Below are 21,925 nucleotides of genomic sequence, written 5' to 3' on the forward strand. Positions count from 1 at the left end.
CCACTGACGGATGGTTCGTCGAGGTGCAGGGTCTGAGTGAACTCGTCCGGGGCACTCGAGCCACGTTCTCCACGGCGCTGGACACGATCACGCCCCTTGACCCGGAGCAGGCGACGGTCACGATCGACTCAAGCCCTGGGTTCAAAAAATCTCGACTGTGGCTGGAGGCAACTGCTCGAAAGACGGCCGTTCCGATGAGTGAAGAGGGGCTCACCGTCTCCACGGAGGCGCTCGCCGATTCATTGCCCTATCAACTCTCCGCGGTCCGCAAGGCGCTGAGCCGAGACAACCTCCGCCCCCGGATTCTATTGGCCGATGCCGTGGGACTTGGCAAGACGTTGGAGATCGGCATGATCTTGGCCGAGCTGGTGCGCCGCGGCCGTGGCGAGCGCATCCTCGTCGTCACGCCCCGCCACGTTCTTGAGCAGATGCAGTTTGAGTTGTGGACCCGCTTCGCTCTGCCGTTCGTGCGCCTGGACTCGCTCGGTATCCAGCGTGTGCAGCAGAAACTGCCGGCCAACCGCAACCCCTTCACCTACTTCAAGCGGGCGATCGTCTCCATCGACACCCTCAAGAGCGACCGGTATCTCGCCCACCTGGAGAAGCAGCACTGGGATGCGGTGGTCATCGACGAGTCCCACAACGTCACCAACGACGCGACCCAGAACAACCGACTTGCTCGTCTGCTCAGCAGCCGCAGCGACGCGCTGATCCTGGCCAGCGCCACGCCGCACAACGGGAAGAAAGAGTCCTTCGCCGAACTCATCCGGATGCTGGAGCCCAGCGCCGTGACCCCGGAGAACGACCTGATCGAGTCCGAGCTGGCGAGATTGATCGTTCGGCGACACCGGCACAGCCCCGAGGTCGCCGAAGTCGTCGGCGCCGACTGGGCCGAGCGGCTGGAGCCTAACAACGTCCTGGTCGATGCCAACCCCGCCGAGAATGCCGTCGCCGAGGAGCTAGAGCACACCTGGCTGCATCCTGAGGCCGGCGCATCGCCGTACTCCGGCAGCAACTCGCGCCTCTTCCCCTGGACCTTGGCCAAAGCATTCCTCAGCAGTCCGGCCGCTCTGCAGACCACAGTGAGTGAGCGGCTGAAGCGACTGGAGAAGGACGATCACGTCGACTCAGCCAAGGAACGTGCCGCACTGGCCACCCTGGGGGATCTAGCTGTCGACAACCTGGCCCAAGGAAGCGCGAAGTACGACGCACTCCTCCAGCACCTCAAGGGCGTGGGAGTGAACGGTAAGTCGACCGAGCGGGCCGTGATCTTCGCCGAACGCGTCAGCACCCTCGGGTGGCTGCGCGACTGCCTCACGCGCGATCTCAAGTTGAAGGACGGGCAACTCGAGATCCTGCATGGCGGCATCAGCGACGTCGAGCAGCAAGTAATCGTTGAGTCGTTCAAGCAGGAGTCCTCGCCGATTCGGATCCTGGTGACCGGTGACGTGGCCTCCGAAGGCGTGAACCTGCACCTGCAGTGTCACCAGCTCATCCACTTCGATATCCCCTGGAGCCTGATCCGCATCGAGCAGCGCAACGGCCGCATCGACCGTTACGGCCAGAAGCACAACCCGCAGATCACCACCCTGCTGCTCAACCCCTCGACCACGAAGTTCGGCGGAGACATTCGGGTCCTGCAACGGCTCGTCGCCAAGGAGCATGAAGCTCACCAAGCACTCGGCGACAGCGCCTCCTTGATGGGCGAATACACGGTCAAGGCGGAAGAGGACGCGATCCGTGAGGTGCTAGCCGGACGCAAGAACCTCGATGACGTCGTGCGCAGCGTCGACGACGTCGCTGAGGACGATGGCTTGGACGGGATGCTGGCCCGCCTGATGGCGATGGGTACAGCCGAGGACGCCTCCTCCCAAGATGCGACTGCCGTTGTTGGTGACTCGCATCTGGCCGTCTACACGGATGACGTCGCGTTCCTCGAGGACGCTCTGGCGCTGGCCTTCACCACCCCTTCGGCAACACCGAAGGGTGGAGGTGTCTCCTGGCGTGCTCACCCCAACCAGGGGCTGGTTGAGTTCGCGCCCAGCGCAGACCTGCGACAACGCCTTGAGGTCCTGCCCCAGTCCTACCTGCGGGACCGCAAGGTGACCGAGAAGTTGATACTGGCCACCACCCCGCTCAGCGGCAACCGAGCTCTCACCAGTGCCCGCTCTGCGGAGAGCACCTCCCTGTGGCCCGAGGCGCACTTCCTCTCACCCCTGCACCCTTGCTTGGAGTGGGCAGCGGATCGAGCCCTGGAGTCCCTGGGCCGCAACGAGGTGTACGCCGTCGAAGGGTCCGGATCGGACATCGCTCTCCTGCTTCAAGGCACGCTCACCAACAAGCGTGGCCAGGTAGTGGCGTCCAGCTACATCACAGCCACTTTTCTGGACGCTCAATCGTTCGAAACGGCCTTCGCTCAACAGCACACGTCTATGCGTGAGGCGTTGAAGTCCATCGGAGCCCTGGATCACCAGGTGAACCGCAACGCGCTGCTCGACCACGTCGAGTTGGACCGGTTCATCAAGCCGGGAGTCCGGGCCGCCCGTGGAGCCCTGGACAACCTGGCGGACATTGCGGCGACCGACGTCGAGACCCGGGTGGAGCAGTGGAACAACCGAGTCCACGAATGGCAGGCCAACGCCGATCAGCTAGCTCAGCGACTCGAGATCAAATCCCGCCGGATGCGTGTGGACGAGGAAGAGTCGATGGTGAAGACCATGCTTCCCGACCAACGATCCGTGCGGCCGCTGCTGCTTGTGGTCCCCGTCGAGGAAGGAAACGCCTGATGGTTGCTACCAGTCCCAGCACCTCCACCAAGACCGACGCGATCGTGGTGGGCGAGAGCTGGATCAGCGAGCACTACTTCACCACCGACGCTACGAAAGAATCTTTCAAGGCGCGAGTGATCGCCCGCCGCAAGGATTGGGATGCCGCAAAGTCCGAGGGCGAGGAGACACCGCGCAGCAGATTCACCGCCGCTCGCGCCGAACTGCTCAACACCTTTGCTCGGCTCGACCCGGAGGCAGATAGCGCCACCGTCATGGCGCGCGAGGTTTCTGCCCGGCTTCGGGACATCCTCGGGTATCACCGCATCGGCCGCGCACACACCACGACGGGACCCCTCACCATCGTGCGCGCCGCGACGCTCCCTGAAGGCAACAGCCTCGCGATCGTTGATGCCAAGCCCGCTCAGTCGATCGAGGCCCTGCTCGACAAGAACGCCTCCACGCTGGCCGAACCCTTCTGGCTAGACGAGAAGACGGAGATCACTTCCGTCGCCCGGCTACTCTCCACGTTGTTCGTCTCCGACGACCACAAACCGGACTTCGTTCTGGTGATGGCCGGCCACCTTCTGCTCATTGCCGAACGCAGCAGGTGGCCTGAGGGCCGCTACTTGGCCCTGGACCTGCAACTGGTGTGTGAGCGCAACGACGCCAAGTCTGGGGGCGAAGTCGACCGTGCACTTGCCTGCATCAGCGCCGACTCGCTGGCGCCGAATGCCGACGGCGATATCTGGTGGACCGAGATCCTCTCTGAGTCGGTGAAGCACACCGTGGGTGTCAGTAAGGACCTGCGAGAGGGGGTCCGACTCTCGATCGAGATCATCGCCAACGAGGTCGTCCGCCGCCGTGCGGCGCAAGGCCTGGAGCCGCTGCCCGGCCTCGAGGCGCAAACGCTGGCCAAACAATCCCTGCGCTTCCTCTACCGAATCCTGTTCCTGCTCTACGCCGAGGCTTCTCCTGAGCTGGGCGTGCTGCCTGCGGGAGCCCCGGAGTACGACCAGGGCTACAGCTTGGATCGGCTTCGCGAACTCACCCTCGTGGATCTGCCCACACAGCGCTCGCAATCCGGTCGCCACCTCTACGAATCTCTCGCCGTTCTGTTCCGGTTGGTCGACCAGGGCCACGACCCATCCAACGCGTTGGTTGAGGTGCGAGCGCAGCGAGCCTCGAAACCTGGTGACGAGGGCTCTCAAGCCGACCCACAAAACCCGAAACCACTAGAAGCCGCGATTCCGGGCCTCACCTTCCGTTCCCTGCGGGCGGACCTCTTCACACCCCAGGCCACGGCCCACATCAACGAAGTCGGGCTTGGCAATGCGGCGCTGCAACAGGTGTTGCGTCACTTGTTGTTGAGCAAGGAGACGAAGGGCCGCGACCGTGGCTTCATCTCCTATGCCGAGCTGGGGATCAACCAGCTGGGAGCGGTCTATGAGGGACTGATGTCCTACACCGGCTTCTTCGCCGAGGACGATCTCTACGAGGTGGCGAAGGATGGAAACGCTGAGAAAGGCTCATGGGTCGTCCCGGTCCACCGGGCCGACGGCATCGCGGACAAGGACTACGTCACGAAGCAGGACGACGTCACCGGCGAGGTCACGCCGATCCTGCACGAGCGTGGGTCCTTCGTCTTCCGCTTGGCCGGCCGGGAGCGGCAACAATCGGCGTCCTACTACACCCCCGAGGTGTTGACCCGGTTCGTTGTCTCTCAGGCTCTGGAAGAGTTGCTCGACCAGGACGGCCACACGACCTCCGCAGCGGAGATCCTCCAACTCACCATCTGCGAGCCTGCCCTGGGTTCGGGCGCCTTCGCGATCGAGGCCGTCCGTCAGCTCGCCGAGGAATACCTCAAGCGACGCCAGGCCGAGCTTGGGCGACCAATCGACCCGGACGCCTACCCTCGGGAACTGCAGAATGTGAAGGCCTACTTGGCTTTGCACCAGACCTACGGCGTCGACCTCAACGCCACCGCCGTCGAGTTGGCGGAGATATCCCTGTGGTTGGACACGATGGTGGAGGGACTACAAGCCCCCTGGTTCGGACTGCATCTGCGCCGCGGCAACTCTCTGATCGGAGCACGCAAAGCGGTCTTCACCCGCAGCCAAGTAGAAGACAAGTCCTGGCTCAAGGCGGTCCCCAAGCCGGTAGTCCGGGGATCGGCCTCCCCGGACGAAGCATCCGCGATCACCGGTCGAATCCCACACTTCCTCCTGCCCGCCGACGGATGGGGTGCGGCTGCCGAAGTCGGCAAGGACATCAAGGTCCTCGTGCCCGACGCGGTGAAGCGCCTAAAAGACTGGCGGAAGACCATGTGGGCGAAGCCCACCAAGAAGCAGGTTGATCGTCTCGTCGAGTTGGGCGAGCGGGTCGAACGTCTCTGGGAGATCGCCAGCAAGCGCCTCGAGATCGCCAACGAGCAGATTCGCCGCGACATCCCCCTCTGGGGAAACCCCGCTGCTCCGATGGTTGAGGTGCGAGGAGCGCCAGCGACGAACCTCGAAACCCCTGAGGCGCAGAAACAAAGCCAACCCCGCCACGTCACCCGCGAAGAAATCGAAGCCTCCCTCGCCGACGTCGACGGCGCCTACCGTCGACTCCGGCTCGTCATGGACGCATGGTGTGCCCTGTGGTTCTGGCCGCTCACCGAGGACCCGGACGACGGTGGTGTCGCACCACCCACCCTGGAGGAGTGGTACGACGCGTTAGGTCAGATCCTCGGCGGCAACACCATGAGCAAGGGTCAAGCCAAGAAGGGCGACGACACCCTCGACTCAGCGACGACCTGGGACACCTTGGGTGACCTCGAGGACAATGACCGCATCTACGCTGGAGCCAAGCGATTGGAGGAGGTCGACGCTGCGCACCCTTGGCTCGATGTTTGTCGTGACATCGCCGTGCAGCAAGGCTTCTTCCACTGGCATCTCGACTTTGCGGAGGTCTTCGACCGGGGAGGGTTCGACCTCCAGGTCGGGAACCCGCCATGGGTTCGCCCGACCGCAGACGTTCCGGCGCTCTTGGCCGAGGGCGACCCATGGTGGCAGCTCGCAGCGCGACCAAGTCAAGCCACTATCGAGAAACGCATGGAAGGAACGCTGACACTTCCAGGAATCCGCGCGCTAGTCGTCGACGGAACGGTCGATGTCAACGTGACATCTGAGTTCGTGGGTTCAGTGCAGTTGTATCCGCACCTCAAGGGACTGCAACCTGACCTGTACCGGTGCTTCATGGAGCAGACGTGGCGCCACCAATCAGCGAGTGGTTCGATCGCCCTGATTCATCCAGACTCACATTTCACCGATGCTAAGGCGCGTCCGCTCAGGCGAGAAACCTACCTTCGCATTCGACGACACTGGTATTTCCACAATGCTCTCAAACTGTTCGAGGTAAGCGACCATGTGAAGTACGGGGTCCACGTCTATGCCGGGCGACTTTCTGCCGCAAGGTTTCTGACTGCCTCGTCTCTTTATCACCCGGACACCGTGGAGCGGTCATTCGATCACGATGGCTCAGGTAGTGAACCAGGAACGAAGGACGCGGATGGCTACTGGGACCTGAGGCCGCATCGGAACAGAATCGTTCGTGTAGACGCCGGCACCCTGAGAACGTGGCATGCACTGATGGACGATGAAGATGCGTCGCCGGAGGAAGCCGCGATGGTCTACACGGTGAACACGGCGGCAGCCGCTGCACTAGGAAAATTGTCGTCCGCGGCGAGGGTCTCAAGCATGGGCATGAGCTTCTCGTCGGGGTGGCACGAGAAGGGGGATCGCGCCAAGGGGTATTTCGTGAGCGAATGGGGGCAGCCCGCAGCGTGGAAGGAGGTGATTCTGCAGGGTCCGAACTTCCATGTAGCGACCCCCTTTAACAAGTCACCCAATCCGACGATGCTGCACAATCAGGATTGGGCGGCTGTCGATCTAGAGCGGCTGTCCCCTGACTCCATTCCGGTGACCTCATACAAGCCGCGTGGAGATCGGGCGAAGTACGACCGCGACTACACCCACTGGGGCGACGACCGGGACGTCCCGGCTCGGGATCACTACCGGGTGGCTTGGCGCGGTATGGCCGCCAACACGGGTGAGCGCACGCTCATTCCGGCGCTCATACCGCCTGGAACAGCCCACATCAACGGGGTCTTCTCGATGGGTGGTGGTGAGAGCAACCGATCCATAGGGCTGGTGCTGGGGGTGATGGGCAGCCTGCTTAGCGACTTCCTCGTGCGGGCTGTTCCGAAGAGCGGAATCTATCAAGGCTCTTTCGAACGCCTTGCCATGGTGCCGACTGATCACGGACTCTGCGGTCACTTGCTACTTCGAACCCTGCGCCTTAACTGTCTAACGGACGCGTACGCGGATCTATGGGCCGAGGTCATGACCGACGTCGATCCCCCCGATGGTTGGACAGGCGGGCCGGACTATCCGGGACGCTCGCAACTGACTGACGTGACGCCGACCTGGACGCCCGAGGTCCCTCTACGTCGCGCTTCAGATCGTCGCCAAGCCCTCGTCGAGATCGACGCGCTGGTCGCCCTCATGCTGGGGCTAAGCGCTGACGAACTGTGCACGATCTACCGCACTCAATTCGCGGTCCTTTACGGCTACGACCGCAACAAGTATCTCTTCGACGCGAACGGGCGAGAGGTTCCGAACTCGGTGCTCACGGCTTGGCGCAAGCGTGGTCTCGACAAGCTCGACCAACCAAGTGTTGGCATGCCGGAGGAGGAACGGACGGCGATCAACCCGTCCGGCAACTCCTACGTCTACGAGTTGCCGTTCGTGACATTGGACCGCGAGGCCGACATGCGCACGGCGTACTCCCACTTCGAACAGGTCCTCGCGGACCGAGAGGCAGGATCTTGATGCACCCTTCCGATGTGGAGCGATGGAGAGCCAAGCTCGATCAGATCGAGGCCGCGGCGCTCGCTGACCCTGAGATCCAGGAGATCTGGGCGGATCGTGACCGGAACCGGCCGGCTCGCAAGGCTGCAGCCCGGGCGATTGTGGAAGAGTTCATCGCCTCCCGAGACTTCGACGCCTTCCGGGCGGCCACGGATGCCTGGGCGCGTGAGGGAGAGCCTTACATGGGCTTCCGCGGCTACGGGCAGATGTGGCTGAACCAGGTGGGCGCCAACATGCCCGACGACCCCGAGGTTCTGGATGTGCTGGTGCGCGCCTTCACCACTCCCGAGTCCATCGAGGGAGCGATGCGACGCTTCGAAGACGTCGCTCGGGTCACCCGGGACCTCTCATCGAAAGGTCAGCCCGCGGTCGGTCGCATCCCCTTCGTGCTGTCGCTCTTCTGGTCGATGGACGTTTCGGCTGACCCGGCTTGGCCCTGCCTGTGGACCAGTGCTCCCGAGCGCATGTCCCAACTCGGCTGGGTCTCCTCGTGGAACAACGCCGAGCGCTATCCGCCGTTCGTGGAGGCGGCCAGGACGTTCTGTCCGGACGACGTAGATCGGTTTGACCGGTTGATGTGGGTACTCACCGAGCATCATCGTTTCGTGGGAGTCAACCCGACCCTGGGAGAGATGTGCCAAGAAGCTGCTGGCCTCCTGGTTGCGGCGACGTCTGGGTCCGGCTACCGAGATGAGGAGGAGCGGGAGAGGGCCAGGTCGCTGGCGGAGCAGATCAAGGGCGACTTGGTGCTGGCGGCCGAAGGCCTGCATCAGGAGCTCAACGAGATCGTGGCGATGGAGTTGGAGGTGCCCAAGTCCTCCACCAGGATCTCCTTCGACTCCGACGCTCCCTACCGGGCAGACGGGTACGCCGCCTGGACGCTTCCGGGCGGCATGTCGGCACCAGGTTTCCGCCTGTGGGCGACCAAGTCGGGGTTGGCCATCGGGGTGTACGGGGGATGGGACAGCGCAGCGACCGGGAAGGCCGTAACCCAAGCCGCCGAAGTCACGGCGGCGAAGATGGCAGAAGCACTCCCCGTGGCATGCAACTTCTTCGACGTTCGACCGCACAAGAGTGGTGATCGACTCCAATCGACCGCGAGCTTCTCCGGCGGAGAGGTTTTCGCCGGCCGACTGTGGAACTGGGCCGATGTGCCCGAGGGCCTCACGCTTCGCACCGCGATCACCGAACACGCCGCGGAGCTCCTACCCGTCCTGAGGGCGGTAATCGACGAGCGAAGCGCGGCGTCGGACGTCCCACCTGAACTCAGCAACGAGATCGTGGAACAGCTGGCCCGATACAAGGTCGAGCGGCCCTACCCCAATGATAAGGACCCGTGGCAAGAGGCTCAGCGCCAAGAGTTCGCACAAGATCTCGCTGCGGAAGCGCTCAGCGAACTTGAGCTGGGGCGAATGCGTCTGATGATCGCTTCGCGCTATGGCGGAACCGGGAATCAGTCCGGGTTGAACAAGACCCTGAGCGCCATGGATGCTGTCGAGTTCGAGACCTTTGCCGAGAAGCTACGAGAAATCTTGTGGGGCGAGGGAGATCTCGTTGAGCGAATCGATCGTGGACTCGACTCGAACGATCTAGGCGTCAAGGGCCTGGGTGAGACCATGCTGCTGAAGCTTTTCGCGATCACCCAACCCGAGCGCTTCCTCGCAACGTTCCCCCTGAACGGCAATAGCGGCAAACTCGCCATGCTGAGGCGCCTAGGACTGGAAGAACCCGACTCAGCGTTGAGCGTCGGCCAGCGTCATGTGGCGGCCAACGACGCTTTGCGCGCTGCCCTGGAACCGCTGCTCCCGAATGATCCTTGGGGGCAGACGCAGTTCGCCTACTGGTTGCTCGAGAACTCTCACGAGGATGAGTCGGTCGACGATGAGGACAGGATCGCCACTGCCGCGGCTGATCTACTCGTGTCCGAAACGTTCCTGCACGAGATTGATGCCCTGCTCAGGGAGAAGGGGCAGCTGATCTTCTACGGTCCGCCGGGCACCGGGAAGACCTTCATCGCAGACCGCTTCGCCGAAGCGCTGCAGCCCGACCCCACCCGTCGGATGGTGGTGCAGTTCCATCCCTCCATGTCTTACGAAGACTTCTTCGAGGGCTACCGTCCCGACCTCGGTGATGGAGGCCAACTCACCTACACCTTGCGAAAGGGGCCCCTAGCGCTGATGGCGGAGATGGCCGAGAAGTCGTCGGGCCTGCCGCACGTGCTGATCATCGACGAGATCAACCGAGCCAACCTGCCTCGGGTCTTCGGTGAACTGCTGTACTTGCTGGAGTACCGCAACAAGGCCGTGCGTACGGCCTACCGCCCCGATGAGCCGTTTCAACTGCCCAAGAACCTCTACATCATCGGCACGATGAACACTGCGGACCGCTCCATCGCGATGGTCGACGCCGCACTGCGGCGCAGGTTCCACTTCATCCCGTTCATGCCGCATGAGGGCGAGATGGCGTCGTTGTTGTCGGACTGGCTGATCAAGCACCACGAGCCGGCCTGGGTGGCGGGCCTCGTCGATCAGGTCAACAGCCGTCTTCGGCACCTGTTAAAGGGACCGCACCTCCAAGTGGGGCACAGTCACTTCATGGTCCGTAAGGAGGCCGGCGCCACGACCATACTGACCGATCAGCGGCTTCAGCGGATCTGGGACTACGACATCTATCCCTTCATCGAGGACCAGCTTTACGGACGACCGAACGATCTGGCCCAATTCGGGTGGGCGAAGGTCTATGCCGACTTCGGGCCGGCGTCCGCGAGCGGGGTGGACGCCCAAGCTGAACAAGAGCTGGCCGAGACGAGCGTCGATGAGTCCGCCCACTGAGGTCAGCCTGGCGGAGTACGAATCCTCCGATCCGTTGGATCTGGATGAGGCTCATCTCGCTCTCCTGACGAGCCTACCTCCGGGGCAGATCGAGGTCCGGTCCGCGGGTGCTGCGGGCAGCTATCGCCTCCGTGCCACGTCGTACGTCGGCACCATCGTGCTGCCCGGTCTGACCGTCCGGGTGCGACCCAAGGTCAAAGACCTGAGAACGGTGCTGATGATGTTCACCGCCTCGGCAGGGTTGGTGGATTGGGGTCTGGACGATGTCGGCTACGCAGGGGCCGACCTCGTCGACGGCATCGCCGAGTTGGTCCTTCGATCCAGCGACGCCGCCACGCGACGTGGGTTGGTCCACGGATATCGCGAGACCGAGGAACGCCTGCCGGTCCTGAGGGGGCGGCTGCGAGTCCAGGAGATCGCCGCCCGTCCGTGGGAGGCGTGGCCGGTCCCATGCCGCTTCGATGACTTCACCGCGGACGTCCCCGAGAACAGGGTGATGCTCGCCGCAGTACGCACGATTGGACGCTGGGCCGCGGACCCTGCCATCCGTCGCAGCGTGAGCCAGCTGCTGATGCGTTTCGGAGAGGTGGGGGACTCAGCGGTGCCTCTCCTCGAATGCGACCTCATCCAAGAGTCCCCGCTCAACGACCACTACGGGCCCGCACTGAAACTGTGTCGTCTGGTCCTCGAAGGATTGGGCCTCACCCACGCGGCAGGTGGACTCGAAGGACGCTCGTTCCTGGTGAACATGAACGACCTCTACGAACGCTGGGTCGGTGCCGAACTCACCAGACGCTTGTGGCCGGACCTGGAAGTTGAGGAGCAGGACCGCACCGCCCTGAGCACCAAGGGCACCGTCCTGATGAAACCCGACCTGGTCTTCCGGCGGGACGGCCAGATCGTCTTCGTGGCCGACCTGAAGTACAAACTCACCGCCAGCGGAATCGGGAAGGGGAGCGACTACTACCAACTGCTGGCCTACGCGACGGTCCTCCGGCTCAACCGGGGCCTGCTGATCTACTGCCAGTCAGAGGAGACCCCTGACCGACAGATCACCGTGGCCGGGGGCGGCCAGCACCTCCACACCCACTCGCTCCCCTTAGCCGGAGCTTGGACAGCTGTAGAGGCTGGGCTGGATGAGTTGGCCACGTCGATCCGGCATCTCGCGAGCTTGAGCGGTTACGGTGCCGACCATGGGTGAACTCCTGCCGTCATTGGCAGCTGATGGTGTGCGGTCCGGTCTGCTCGACTTCTTGGAGACGACCTTCGCCCTCTCCGACGACGACGCGCGGCTAGCCCTCCAAGAGTTCCTTCGGGATCCTCGCGACGGCATCTTCAAGGGCCCCTATCTACGCACCCGGTTGCCTTTTAGGCCGGCCGCCGAGGGGTGGCGCGACACCCTGGGGTGGCACCCGATCGACGAAGCGAAGCCCGGAGCTCCGGGCAGCTTCCCGCCCTACGGGCACCAGGCAGAAGCCTTCGCACGACTCAGCTCCGCCAACCTGGGAGACGACAAACCTGCACCGCTGCCCACCCTGGTGACCACGGGCACCGGATCAGGAAAGACCGAGGCCTTCCTCTATCCGATCCTCGATCACGTGCTGCGAGCCAAAGCCAGCGGAGTCGGGGGGATGAAGGCCCTGATCCTCTACCCCATGAACGCGCTCGCGAACGATCAGGCGCAGCGCTTGGCTGAGCTGATCACATCCCTGCCCGCACTCGGGGGAGTCACCGCAGGATTGTTCACCGGCCAGCAGGGACCTCAGCGGACCAAGGTGACGGCAGACGGGTTGATCACCGACCGGCATGTGATGCGCAGCAGTGCCCCGGACATCTTGCTCACCAACTACAAGATGCTCGACCAGATGCTGTTGCGACGAGCCGACGCCGCAATTTGGGAGCAGAGCGCGACGTCGCTGCAGTACCTCGTGCTTGATGAGTTCCACACCTACGACGGAGCCCAGGGCACCGACGTTGCCATGCTCCTGCGGCGTCTCGGACTCACCTTGCGAGCACACGGTGCCAGCGGGGATACGCCCTTGGCGCAGGTCACCCCGATCGCCACCTCCGCGACCCTCGGAGACAAGGGTGACCCGGCTGCGATGCTGGAGTTCGCCAGCCTTGTTTTCGGTCAAGAGTTTCCTGTCGAAGCGGTGGTCACTGAGTCTCGACTCGGCATCGAGGAGTGGATTGCCCAAGCAAGGCCTCCGGAGGGAAACCCGAGGCCCCAGACCGGTCGCGATCTCATCGACGACGTCAACGCCGCGGTCGAAGCGTTGGGCCCGGATCCCGAAGCCGAGAAGCTCTCCGATGCGGTGATCGAGCGGCTGTACGACCCAGTCGTCGAGGGAAGCGCGGACGCTGACCTGCTGCGATCGCACCCGATGACGCGCGCTGTGCTGGAGCACTCACAAGATGCCGTTGACCTCCGAGACCTTGCTGAGACGCTGTTCCCCGCGTCGAGCATGAGCCTGGAGCTTCGCACCCAGTTCCTCTCGGCGTACGCAGGGGCACTGAGCCACGTGCGCAAGGTGGCGGGGCGTTCGATGCCCTCCGTGGAAGTGCATCTGTGGGTGCGGGAGCTGACCCGCATCGACCGGGAAGCCGTGTCGGCCGACCCCACGTTCTGGTGGTCCGACGATGGCTCAGCGCCGTTGGGTGTCGACGACGACGATCGAAGCCACGGCTCAGTGTTCCCCGCGGTCTACTGCCGACACTGTGGACGCTCGGGCTGGGGCGTGGCACTGTCTCCAGCCGATGTCAGCACGCTGGACACCAGCGACACCGACATCCGTCGCGGCCACGCCAACGGGGAAGCACGCTTCCGTCCCCTGCTGTTGGCCTCCCGGGAGGGTGACCAAGCCCTAGAGGACCACGGCACCGACGCGACCCAGCCAGCGTTCGACAACCTGCGTTGGTTCGACGTGAACCAACGACGACTCCTGGCCAAACCTCCCGCCGATGAGCAAACCCGCCGCGACGGCTCGGTGTTGCCCGTGCTCACACACGTGGACTCAGAAGCCGATGAAGCCTCCAAGAAGGACTTCTGCCCAGCCTGCCAGCAACGGGACGGGATTCGCTTCCTCGGCTCGGCGGTCGCCACCCAACTCTCCGTAGGGCTCTCCACACTCTTCGGCAGTGTGAACCTCGATCAGTCCGAGAAGAAGACGCTGGTGTTCACCGACAGTGTCCAAGACGCCGCCCATCGGGCCGGGTTCGTACAGAGCCGCTCCCACAGCCTGACGGTCCGCTCGATGTTGCGCCAAGCCGTCGGCGATGAGCCACGATCGCTGGACCTCCTGGCCGAGCGCGTCATCCAACAGGCAGGAGACAGCGCCGATCTACGCTTCCGCATCCTGCCGCCCGACCTTGCCGACAAGGATGAGTTCCGACCGTTCTGGCAAGCGAAAACCCTCAAAAAGGTCCCCCAGCCCGTCCTGAGCCGGGTGCGGAAGAGGATCTCATTCGACGCCGTCGTGGAGTTCGGACTCCAGTCGCATCTGGGCCGAACTCTCGAGATGACAGGAAGCTTGGCTGTCGAGGTCGAAGCAAGCAGAGGGTTCATGCTCGCCGCGGCGAAGAAGGCGATCAAGGACGGTAGCGGCGAGGCACTCCCGGTCGAAGCCGACGACACCCGCCTGGTGGCGTGGGTGCGCGGCGTCCTGGAGAGGATGCGGGAGCGCGGCTCGATCGAGCACGTCTGGTTGCAGAAGCTGATTCAAGAGGACGGCGCCCGCCACTTCATCTGGCGGGGGCGACCGAAGTCGCAGGGCATGCCCGCCTTCCCGATCGGCCGAACCGCACCGGCCTTCCCCAGAGTCGGGCCGAAGTCGGCGATCAAGGAGAACGTCCTCGACCCGGTCACCGCACCGCAAGGTTGGTACGCACAGTGGGCGATGCGCGTCCTGCACGTCAACGCCAGTGAAGGAGCGGTGCTCTCCCGACTGCTCCTGAAGCGACTTGCGGAGCAGGAGATCATCCTGAGCGTCACCAACAAGGGCGGAGCCGAGGTCTACTCAATTCCGCAGGACAAGGTCGTCGTCGCTCCCATCGCCGACCGCGACTTACAGGACCGCCGAGCCCGGTTGATCTGCCGCACCTGCAAAGGGGTGGTGCCTGGCACCACGACCGTGGTCAATCAACTGGACGGCGCACCGTGTCTGGTCACTCGCTGTCAGGGCGTCCTCGAGCGCGACGAAGGCGATCCGAAGAACTTCTACCGCCGATTCTTCGCCGCCAAGCAGATCCAGCGCGTTGTCGCTCGCGAGCACACCTCACTGCTCGACGACGTGGTTCGTCAGCGCTACGAAGATGGCTTCAAGGAGCGCATCGACGACCCGGCCGCCCCGAACGTTCTGGTGGCCACCCCCACCCTGGAAATGGGTATCGACATCGGGGACCTGTCGACGGTGATGCTGGCCTCGTTGCCTCGGACGGTGGCGTCGTACCTCCAGCGCGTGGGCCGCGCCGGACGGCTCACGGGCAGTGCACTCAACCTCGCGTTCGTTTCGGGTCGCGGCGAGCAGCTGCCTCAGTTGGGACAACCGACCTCGATGATCAACGGGAAGGTCCGTCCCCCTGCGACGTACCTCGACGCGGAGGAGATTCTGCGCCGACAGTACGTCGCCGCCCTGGCCGACCGGCAGGCCCGCAACTCAGCCGGCGTCCACCCCGAGCGCACGTCCACTGCGTTGGGATCGATGGAGCCTGAGAGCTATCTCTACGCGCTGGCCACGGACGCTGAGGCGTCGTCATCTCAGGACGATGGGCATCTCGCCGAGTTCCTGGCGTGCTTCCCCAGCCTTGCGAAGACGAGCATCAACTCCCTGCGTGAGTGGGTGACCCCGGTTGGCGACACATCCCTGACCAGCCCCATGGCTCAGCGGCTTATCGCTGAGTCCCAACGCTGGCACAAGCGCCTCGAAACGCTCGGGCATCGCATCACGCAGATCGAGGCGTCGATCCCGAGCCTGCTGGCGGCAGCCGAGTTGCCCTTGGCCTCGGACGACGACAAAGACGCCTATCGCAGCGCTCAGGCATCCCTCGGTCTCGCCAAGAAGCAGCGAGCCGAGCTGACGTCGGAGTACTGGATCAGTGCGCTTGAGGAGGCAGGGATTCTGCCGAACTACACGCTGCTCGACGACAGCGTCACCCTCGACATCGGGCTGTCCTGGATCGACCCGGACTCCGGGGAGTACGCCACCGAGAACGTCTCCTACTCACGCAACGCGGCACTCGCTCTTCGAGAGTTCGCGCCCGGCGCCACGTTCTACGCAGGAGGCACCCGAGCAGAGATCAACACAGTTGACCTCGGCAACGGCGGCGAAGCCGTCCGGGAGTGGGTGTTCTGCCCGACTTGCGGCTACAGCCTTGACCTGACCGATGGGGCCCAGGTGCCCCACTCGTGCCCTCGCTGCGGGAACAACGCGATTGCCGACGTCGCTCAGCGGCTTTCGGTTGTCGAACTCAGTCGGGTCTCCTCCTCGATGAGGCGCGACGAAGCGGCCATCGACGACTCCCGCGACGATCGGGTGCGGGAAGCCTTCGAGGTCATCACCACCGCGGACTACATGCCATCGGACGTGCAGAGTCAATGGTTCGTGAAGTCCCACGGCTTCGGTGCCAAGCACGTGACGAATCTTCGCCTTACCTGGCTCAACGTCGGCCGGTCCGCCGGACACGGCTTCACCCGCTTCATCGCGGGGAACGAAATCGGCCCGGAGCTGTTCCGAGTTTGCTCGGAATGCGGCCAGGTCGATAGGACCGCCAACCGCAACTCGAAATACGAACACCGCCCCTGGTGCTCACTACGTGAAGCGCCAGAAGAAGTGGACGTCTCGATCGCACTGAGCCGGACCTTGCACACCGAGGGGTTGGTCCTACGACTTCCCCCGATGGTGTCAGTTGGCTCGAGTTTCGCGGTGCCCTCGTTGGCTGCAGCGATCAAACTGGGTTTGCGGGAACACATTGGTGGAGCGCCTGACCACTTGGCGATGGAGATGATCGTCGACCCACACCTCTCGGATGGCACTGAGAACGCCGACGCCTTGTTGATTCACGATTTAGTACCGGGGGGAACGGGTTACCTGGCGGACCTCAGCGACCCGGAGAACCTCTACAAGATCCTGTGGGGCGCCTACTGGGTGATCCGGGACTGTGAATGCGCGGCGCAAGGGAGGGTCGCCTGCCACCTCTGCTTGCTTCCCTTCGCTGGCTACGGCCAGAGCAAACTCGTTTCGCGGGTCGAAGCCGAACGCGTGCTGCTCGACATTCTGCGCTCCGGGGTCCCGAGCGACGAGGAGCCGGACGTCTCTGGGGGATGGGATGTCACCGAAGAGGCGGGGCTCGCCTTCGACCCCGAATCCAAGATGGAGCAGAAGTTCCGACAGGTCCTCAAGGAGCGGCTCGACAAGCTCGGAGCCACGATCAAAGAGCACCCGGAGGCCAAGGGGGTGCGTCTAGAAATCACCCTAGGCGCTCGACGACAGTGGTCGCTAGAGCCACAAGTCAATGTGGGCTCAAGCAAGCCCGACTTCGTGCTGCGCTGCACCGACCCCAATGTGCCCCAGACGGCGATCTTCTGCGACGGCTGGAAGTTCCACGCCAGCCCCCAGCACAACAACCTCTCCGAGGACGCCCGTAAGCGGGAGGAGCTACGGGAGCTAGGACTTCTGGTGCTCGGATTCGCCTGGGCAGATCTGGATACCGACCCGACGCCACCGGACTGGTTCCTCGAAAAGTCAGTGCCCGAAGTGATGAAGGGCGCCGGGATCTCCCTGAAACCCGCGTTGGTCGCGTTGGTCCGCTCCGGGCCCCTCGACCAGTTGCTCAGCTGGATTCAGAACCCGGACCCCGAGGGTCTTGCCGACCTGGGCCGGGCGCTGCCATTCCTCTTCGCGCCCAAGGCGCAGACGCAGGGCCTATCAGGTCAACGATCTGACTTGGCCAAGGCTGCGGCAGACATCCTCGAGGGTCACCCCCCGGCCGGCAGCGGAGTGCCGGTGTGGGCCTGGCGCGAGGGTGGCCTGGTGGTGATGTCCCGGCTGAACCCGAAGAACAAAACGACCGAGATCGCCGTACTCCTGGACGACCGCGATGATTCTCTAGGCCCTGACTCTCGCAATGCCTGGCGTAGCTGGCTGCGAGTCAGCAACCTGCTGGCGTTGCGGAAGACCGGGACAACGGTGACCACCCTGAGTCGCGCAGGAGGCGCACGAGCTCCGCAGGCGGAGGCCGCTAGCGAGGCGCCCGCTGGTCTCAGGGGCTCCTGGGTCGCCCTGACGGAGGCTGCCACCGACGCAGAGCGCGAGGTCCTGCTCCTCCTGGCCGAGCACGCCCTGGAGCAACCGAAGTTGGGATTCGAGGTCGACGGACTCCCGCTGTCTGTGAGCTGGCCCGACAAGAAGATCGTCCTTGACCTTGATCTCACAGACGAGGACCGCGTAGACGTTCGAGCACACGGGTGGACCATCGTCCCCGGCCAGATTGACCAGTTGCGTGACGCCTTGGAAGGAAGTACCACCTGATGCCACAAGTGATTCTGACGACGGTCAAGGACGGCCAGCACGACGGGTCGATCCACAAACAAACGATGAGCTTTCTCTACAAGCTGGGGGTCAACGACGCCCAGCCCGGTCTGCACATCGAGCCCATCATGAACTCGGTAGACAGCCGCGTCAGAACCGGGCGCGTGAACGATATGTATCGGGCGGTTCTGTTCAAGGTCCAAGGCTCAGGACCCGAGGCCCACTACGTATTCACCGGTGTGTGGCCACACGACGAAGCGATCGCGATCGCCCAGTCAGCTGTCCTCAAGTCCAACCCGGTCAACGGCATCACCGAGATGCTCATCCAATCTGAATCGGAGCTCGACAAGCCGAAAGAAGACGACTTCTCGGTTGAACCTGCGACGGCGCCAGCACCACAGGACAAGCACTCGCTGCTTGAGTCGGTGAGCGCAGGAACGACGGTCGACTCACTCGTCGAGGCCCTCGGCCTGGACGCGGACCTGGCAACACGAGCGATGGCAGCATCCTCGGACGACGAGATCCTGAAGATCGCCGAGCATGTTGTCGAATGGCAAGGCATGGCGCTGCTGGACCTCGCGGCAGGCAAGACGATCGACGAAGCACGAACCACCCTCGGCTTGGACAAGCTAACCGGCGTCGACGACAGCTTGGACGAGGACGACCAGCTGATCGAGGGTATGAAGACGCCCGCGGCCAAGATGCAGTTCGCCTTCATCGAGGACCAAGAAGAACTGCGCGAGATCATCGAGGAGGGCGACTTCGCCAAGTGGCGCGTGTTCCTCCACCCCGAGCAGCGCAAGTATGTGGATGGTTCCTGGAACGGCCCCTACCGATTGTCGGGTGGGGCGGGCACAGGAAAGACAGTGGTGCTTCTGCACCGGGCGCGAAAGTTGGCGCAGCGCAGTCCGAAGTCACGCATCGTGCTCACCACCTATACGAAGAACCTCGCTGCTGACCTGAGTCGCAACCTCAAGCTCCTCGACCCGGACCTCCCCATCGCCAACGCATTGGGAGAACCGGGCATCTACGTCACGGGCGTCGATGCTGCCGCCGGCCGGGTCCTGGCCTTCGCATCGGCGTCGGAGAGGGATGCCGCTGTCGAAAAGGTGCTAGGGGTGGGCGGGAACCGAGCCACTAAACGCCCGGATGCCACCACGAGCGGCTGGCGCGAGGCGATTGAGGCAACGGGCGAGAAACTGCCGGCTGATCTTCGCAACCCAAGCTTCTTCGAGGCTGAGTACGCAGCGGTCGTATTGCCCGCCCGCATCACCACGCGGGAGCAATACCTCAAGGTTCGCCGTACCGGGCGTGGGGTTTCGCTCTCGCGGGGCCACCGTGAGGCAGTGTGGGAGACAATTAGCCACTTCCGAACCTCAGCAGCAGTAGAGGGTGTGGTCGACTTCCCCGAGGTGGCGGCGATCGCGGCCGAACTCCTCGCCGCCTCAGGCCCGAGGGCCGACCATGTGCTGGTCGACGAAGGCCAAGACCTCGCACCGTCGCAATGGCAGATGCTGCGGGGGCTGGCTCCCGAGGGGCCAGACGATCTGTTCATCGCCGAGGACCTACAGCAGCGCATCTATGGTCAACGCGTTGTCTTCAGTCGCCTTGGCATTAACATCGTCGGTCGCTCTCGCCGGCTGTCCCTCAACTACCGCACCACTCAGCAAGTGCTCCAGTTCGCGACCAGTGTTCTTGAGGGACTTCACGACCTGGGTCTTGAGGAAGAGGACACCGACGACAAGGGATATCGCTCGGCGCGCAGTGGGCCAGCACCCGAGAAGATCGGGGCCAAGTCGCTGACCGAAGAGTTGGACGCGGCAGCGACGCGCATCCAGGACTGGCTGGCGAACGACGTGGTCCCCGAAACGATCGGCATCCTGGTTCGCGACCAACAGGTCTCGAACCAGATCACAGCTGGATTGTCGGACCGTGGTGTGCAGGTCCGACAGATCACCAAACAGCAGGGGGAAGCCAAGGCGCCTCAGGTGATGACCATGCACCGGGCGAAGGGTATGGAGTTCTCCCGGGTGTTGATCTTCGGAGCCGACGCCGACTTGGTTCCGGCGGCGTATCTACTGAAGGGCGTGCCAGAAGGTGACCGTGAGGACCTGCTGCAGCGCGAGCGGTCGTTGTTCTACGTTGCTGCTACACGGGCCAGGGACGAGCTGGTGGTCATGTGGTCGGGGGACAGCAGTGAGTTCCTAGCGAGAGCCAGCCAATGAGAGATGTGTCCGCGGACTGCTGACCACCCGTGCCTCTTGGGCAATGAGTTGGGCTCTTCAGATAGAGCGCGCAGAGGCTGAGCTTCAGAAGCGGTCTCGCCGATAATCGCTTGCGCACTCGTCCCCGAGGAGGTCCCTCGAGTCGCCGCCCGATGTGGCCCCTAGCTCTTCCAACCTTTGGACTAGTGGCGTCCACTTATTTCCTTGCCTGTTGGGCAGGCGTTCATAGAGGTCACGGACAGCCGCGGCCAGGCGGCGATCTTCGTCGACTTCCAGCAGGCCTTCGAACCGTTGGTCGAGCAGCCACGAGGAGTCGCGTGTCGCGTGGTCGGCCACTCGATCTAAGAGAAGTTCCTGCGCGCGTCGACCGGGCATCCCCGAGGCCGCTTCGAGCTGAACCCAGTCCAGCTGCCCTTCCCAGAGGGCCGCACGGATGTCGTCCCCGTCCGTGTCGAGGACTGTGCCGTAGGTTCCGTGCTCTCCCCCTTGGTGTTCCTCGCGATAGGCCTGCACCTCATGGGCCAACCTGATGACGTTGTCGTCAGTCATCGAGACGCCTACCGCCAACAGTCGTCTGGTGAGGAGAAGGGACTGGAGGACAGCGGCGGAGGGACGGTTGGCAGCGTCATACCTGACCATGTGGCGACGGGTCAGGACGATGCGCTTCACGTGGTCGGGGTGGATATCTCCGTGGAGTTTGAGGATCCAGCGGTCGGCGCCGTGTGCCGAGTTCCACGGCATCACACTCGCGATCTCTCGCCCGGTGCCCTCGACCGCCTGCTCGTAAAGGAGGTCGTAGTTAGTGGTGACCACCTCATGACAGTCCAGGCTTGCCAGTAGAGCGTGGAGCAGCGATGGGTGGTCGGCCTTTCGGGCCCGCTCTGCGACGCGTCGCTGGAAGCCTTCCTTGTCCCTGCGTTCGATCAATTCCGCTCGATCAATCTCACTTGGCTTGTTATCGGGATAGCTGATTTCCAGATCCTGCTCCAGCATGTCCAGCAGTCCCTGCCAGGTGGGGAGCCCTGCCGCTGCGCTGACGCCCGCACCGAGGAGCAGGGCGAGCTGCCCGTTCCGGGCTGCGGTGCCCAACTCTCGGGCTAACTCCTCCAGCCGGGGTGGGAGCGTAACGGTGAGCCCACGCCTGGCGTACTGGGCTGCGGCAAAGACCGCCGGGTCGGGGGTCACGAGCACCACATCGAGACGCAGCTCGCGGGCTGCGTCCGTGAGTCCCTCGACGAGCATGCGCAGCACGTCGCCGCGGTCGGCGGAGTAACCCCCGCGACCTATGCCGATAACGGGGACGGCCACCAGTGGCAGTGAATCTGGGCCGCGCTTGGGTGGGTAGGCATCTCGTCGAATCTCGATCCGGCGCAGCGCTCCGATGATCCGTTCGAGAACCTGGTCGTAGGGGTCCATGCCGTTGCCGATGCTCACGGCCCAGACCCGGTCCGGTGCGGGCTTGATCCGGCCGTAGCCGCGCTCCTTCCACTTCAGAGGCAAGGGAGGGTTAGGCCCGACGAGGGAGGTCCAGACGGAAGTGAAGTGGTACGCCTGATCCACCGGGACCAGCGCGGCGTCGTGGATCACCGAGTCGATGCGTCCGTGGACGATGAAGAGGTGGCCCTCAGGTTCGGTCATCGGATGATTATGCCGCCGCTGGGCTGG

Annotated in this window: 7 protein-coding genes; 6 read left to right on the forward strand and 1 reads right to left on the reverse strand. The window is 63.8% G+C overall.

The window, feature by feature from the left end; genetic code table 11:
* The first annotated feature begins 194 nt into the window (after positions 1-194).
* Genes ACYVLV_RS16285 through ACYVLV_RS16310 form a run of 6 tightly spaced genes read left to right on the forward strand, consistent with a single transcriptional unit; the run spans position 195 to position 20,260 of the window.
* Positions 195-2,786 (forward strand): SNF2-related protein, encoded by a 2,592-nt coding sequence (locus tag ACYVLV_RS16285; protein WP_460811455.1) that lies wholly within the window; start codon positions 195-197, stop codon positions 2,784-2,786.
* A complete protein-coding gene (locus ACYVLV_RS16290; protein WP_460811456.1) occupies positions 2,786-7,639 on the forward strand; it encodes a class I SAM-dependent DNA methyltransferase in 4,854 nt (1,617 codons plus the stop codon). The genes ACYVLV_RS16285 and ACYVLV_RS16290 overlap by 1 nt, the downstream gene beginning before the upstream one ends.
* Positions 7,639-10,509 (forward strand): McrB family protein, encoded by a 2,871-nt coding sequence (locus ACYVLV_RS16295; protein WP_460811457.1) that lies wholly within the window; start codon positions 7,639-7,641, stop codon positions 10,507-10,509. The genes ACYVLV_RS16290 and ACYVLV_RS16295 overlap by 1 nt, the downstream gene beginning before the upstream one ends.
* Positions 10,493-11,710 carry an McrC family protein gene (locus ACYVLV_RS16300; protein ID WP_460811458.1) on the forward strand — a complete coding sequence of 406 codons (1,218 nt, stop codon included), beginning with the start codon at positions 10,493-10,495 and terminating at the stop codon, positions 11,708-11,710. Before ACYVLV_RS16295 ends, ACYVLV_RS16300 begins: the two co-directional genes overlap by 17 nt.
* Positions 11,703-18,035: a DEAD/DEAH box helicase gene (locus ACYVLV_RS16305; protein WP_460811459.1), complete on the forward strand. Its 6,333-nt coding sequence runs from the start codon at positions 11,703-11,705 to the stop codon at positions 18,033-18,035. The genes ACYVLV_RS16300 and ACYVLV_RS16305 overlap by 8 nt, the downstream gene beginning before the upstream one ends.
* Positions 18,035-20,260: a 3'-5' exonuclease gene (locus ACYVLV_RS16310; protein WP_460811460.1), complete on the forward strand. Its 2,226-nt coding sequence runs from the start codon at positions 18,035-18,037 to the stop codon at positions 20,258-20,260. The genes ACYVLV_RS16305 and ACYVLV_RS16310 overlap by 1 nt, the downstream gene beginning before the upstream one ends.
* An 84-nt stretch (positions 20,261-20,344) precedes the next feature.
* On the opposite strand, the gene ACYVLV_RS16315 is transcribed toward ACYVLV_RS16310, so the two are convergent.
* Positions 20,345-21,898, reverse strand: a complete 1,554-nt coding sequence (locus ACYVLV_RS16315) for an SIR2 family protein (RefSeq protein ID WP_460811461.1) — start codon at positions 21,896-21,898, stop codon at positions 20,345-20,347.
* Positions 21,899-21,925: the final 27 nt, after the last annotated feature.

Source organism: Nocardioides salsibiostraticola (genome assembly GCF_054783655.1).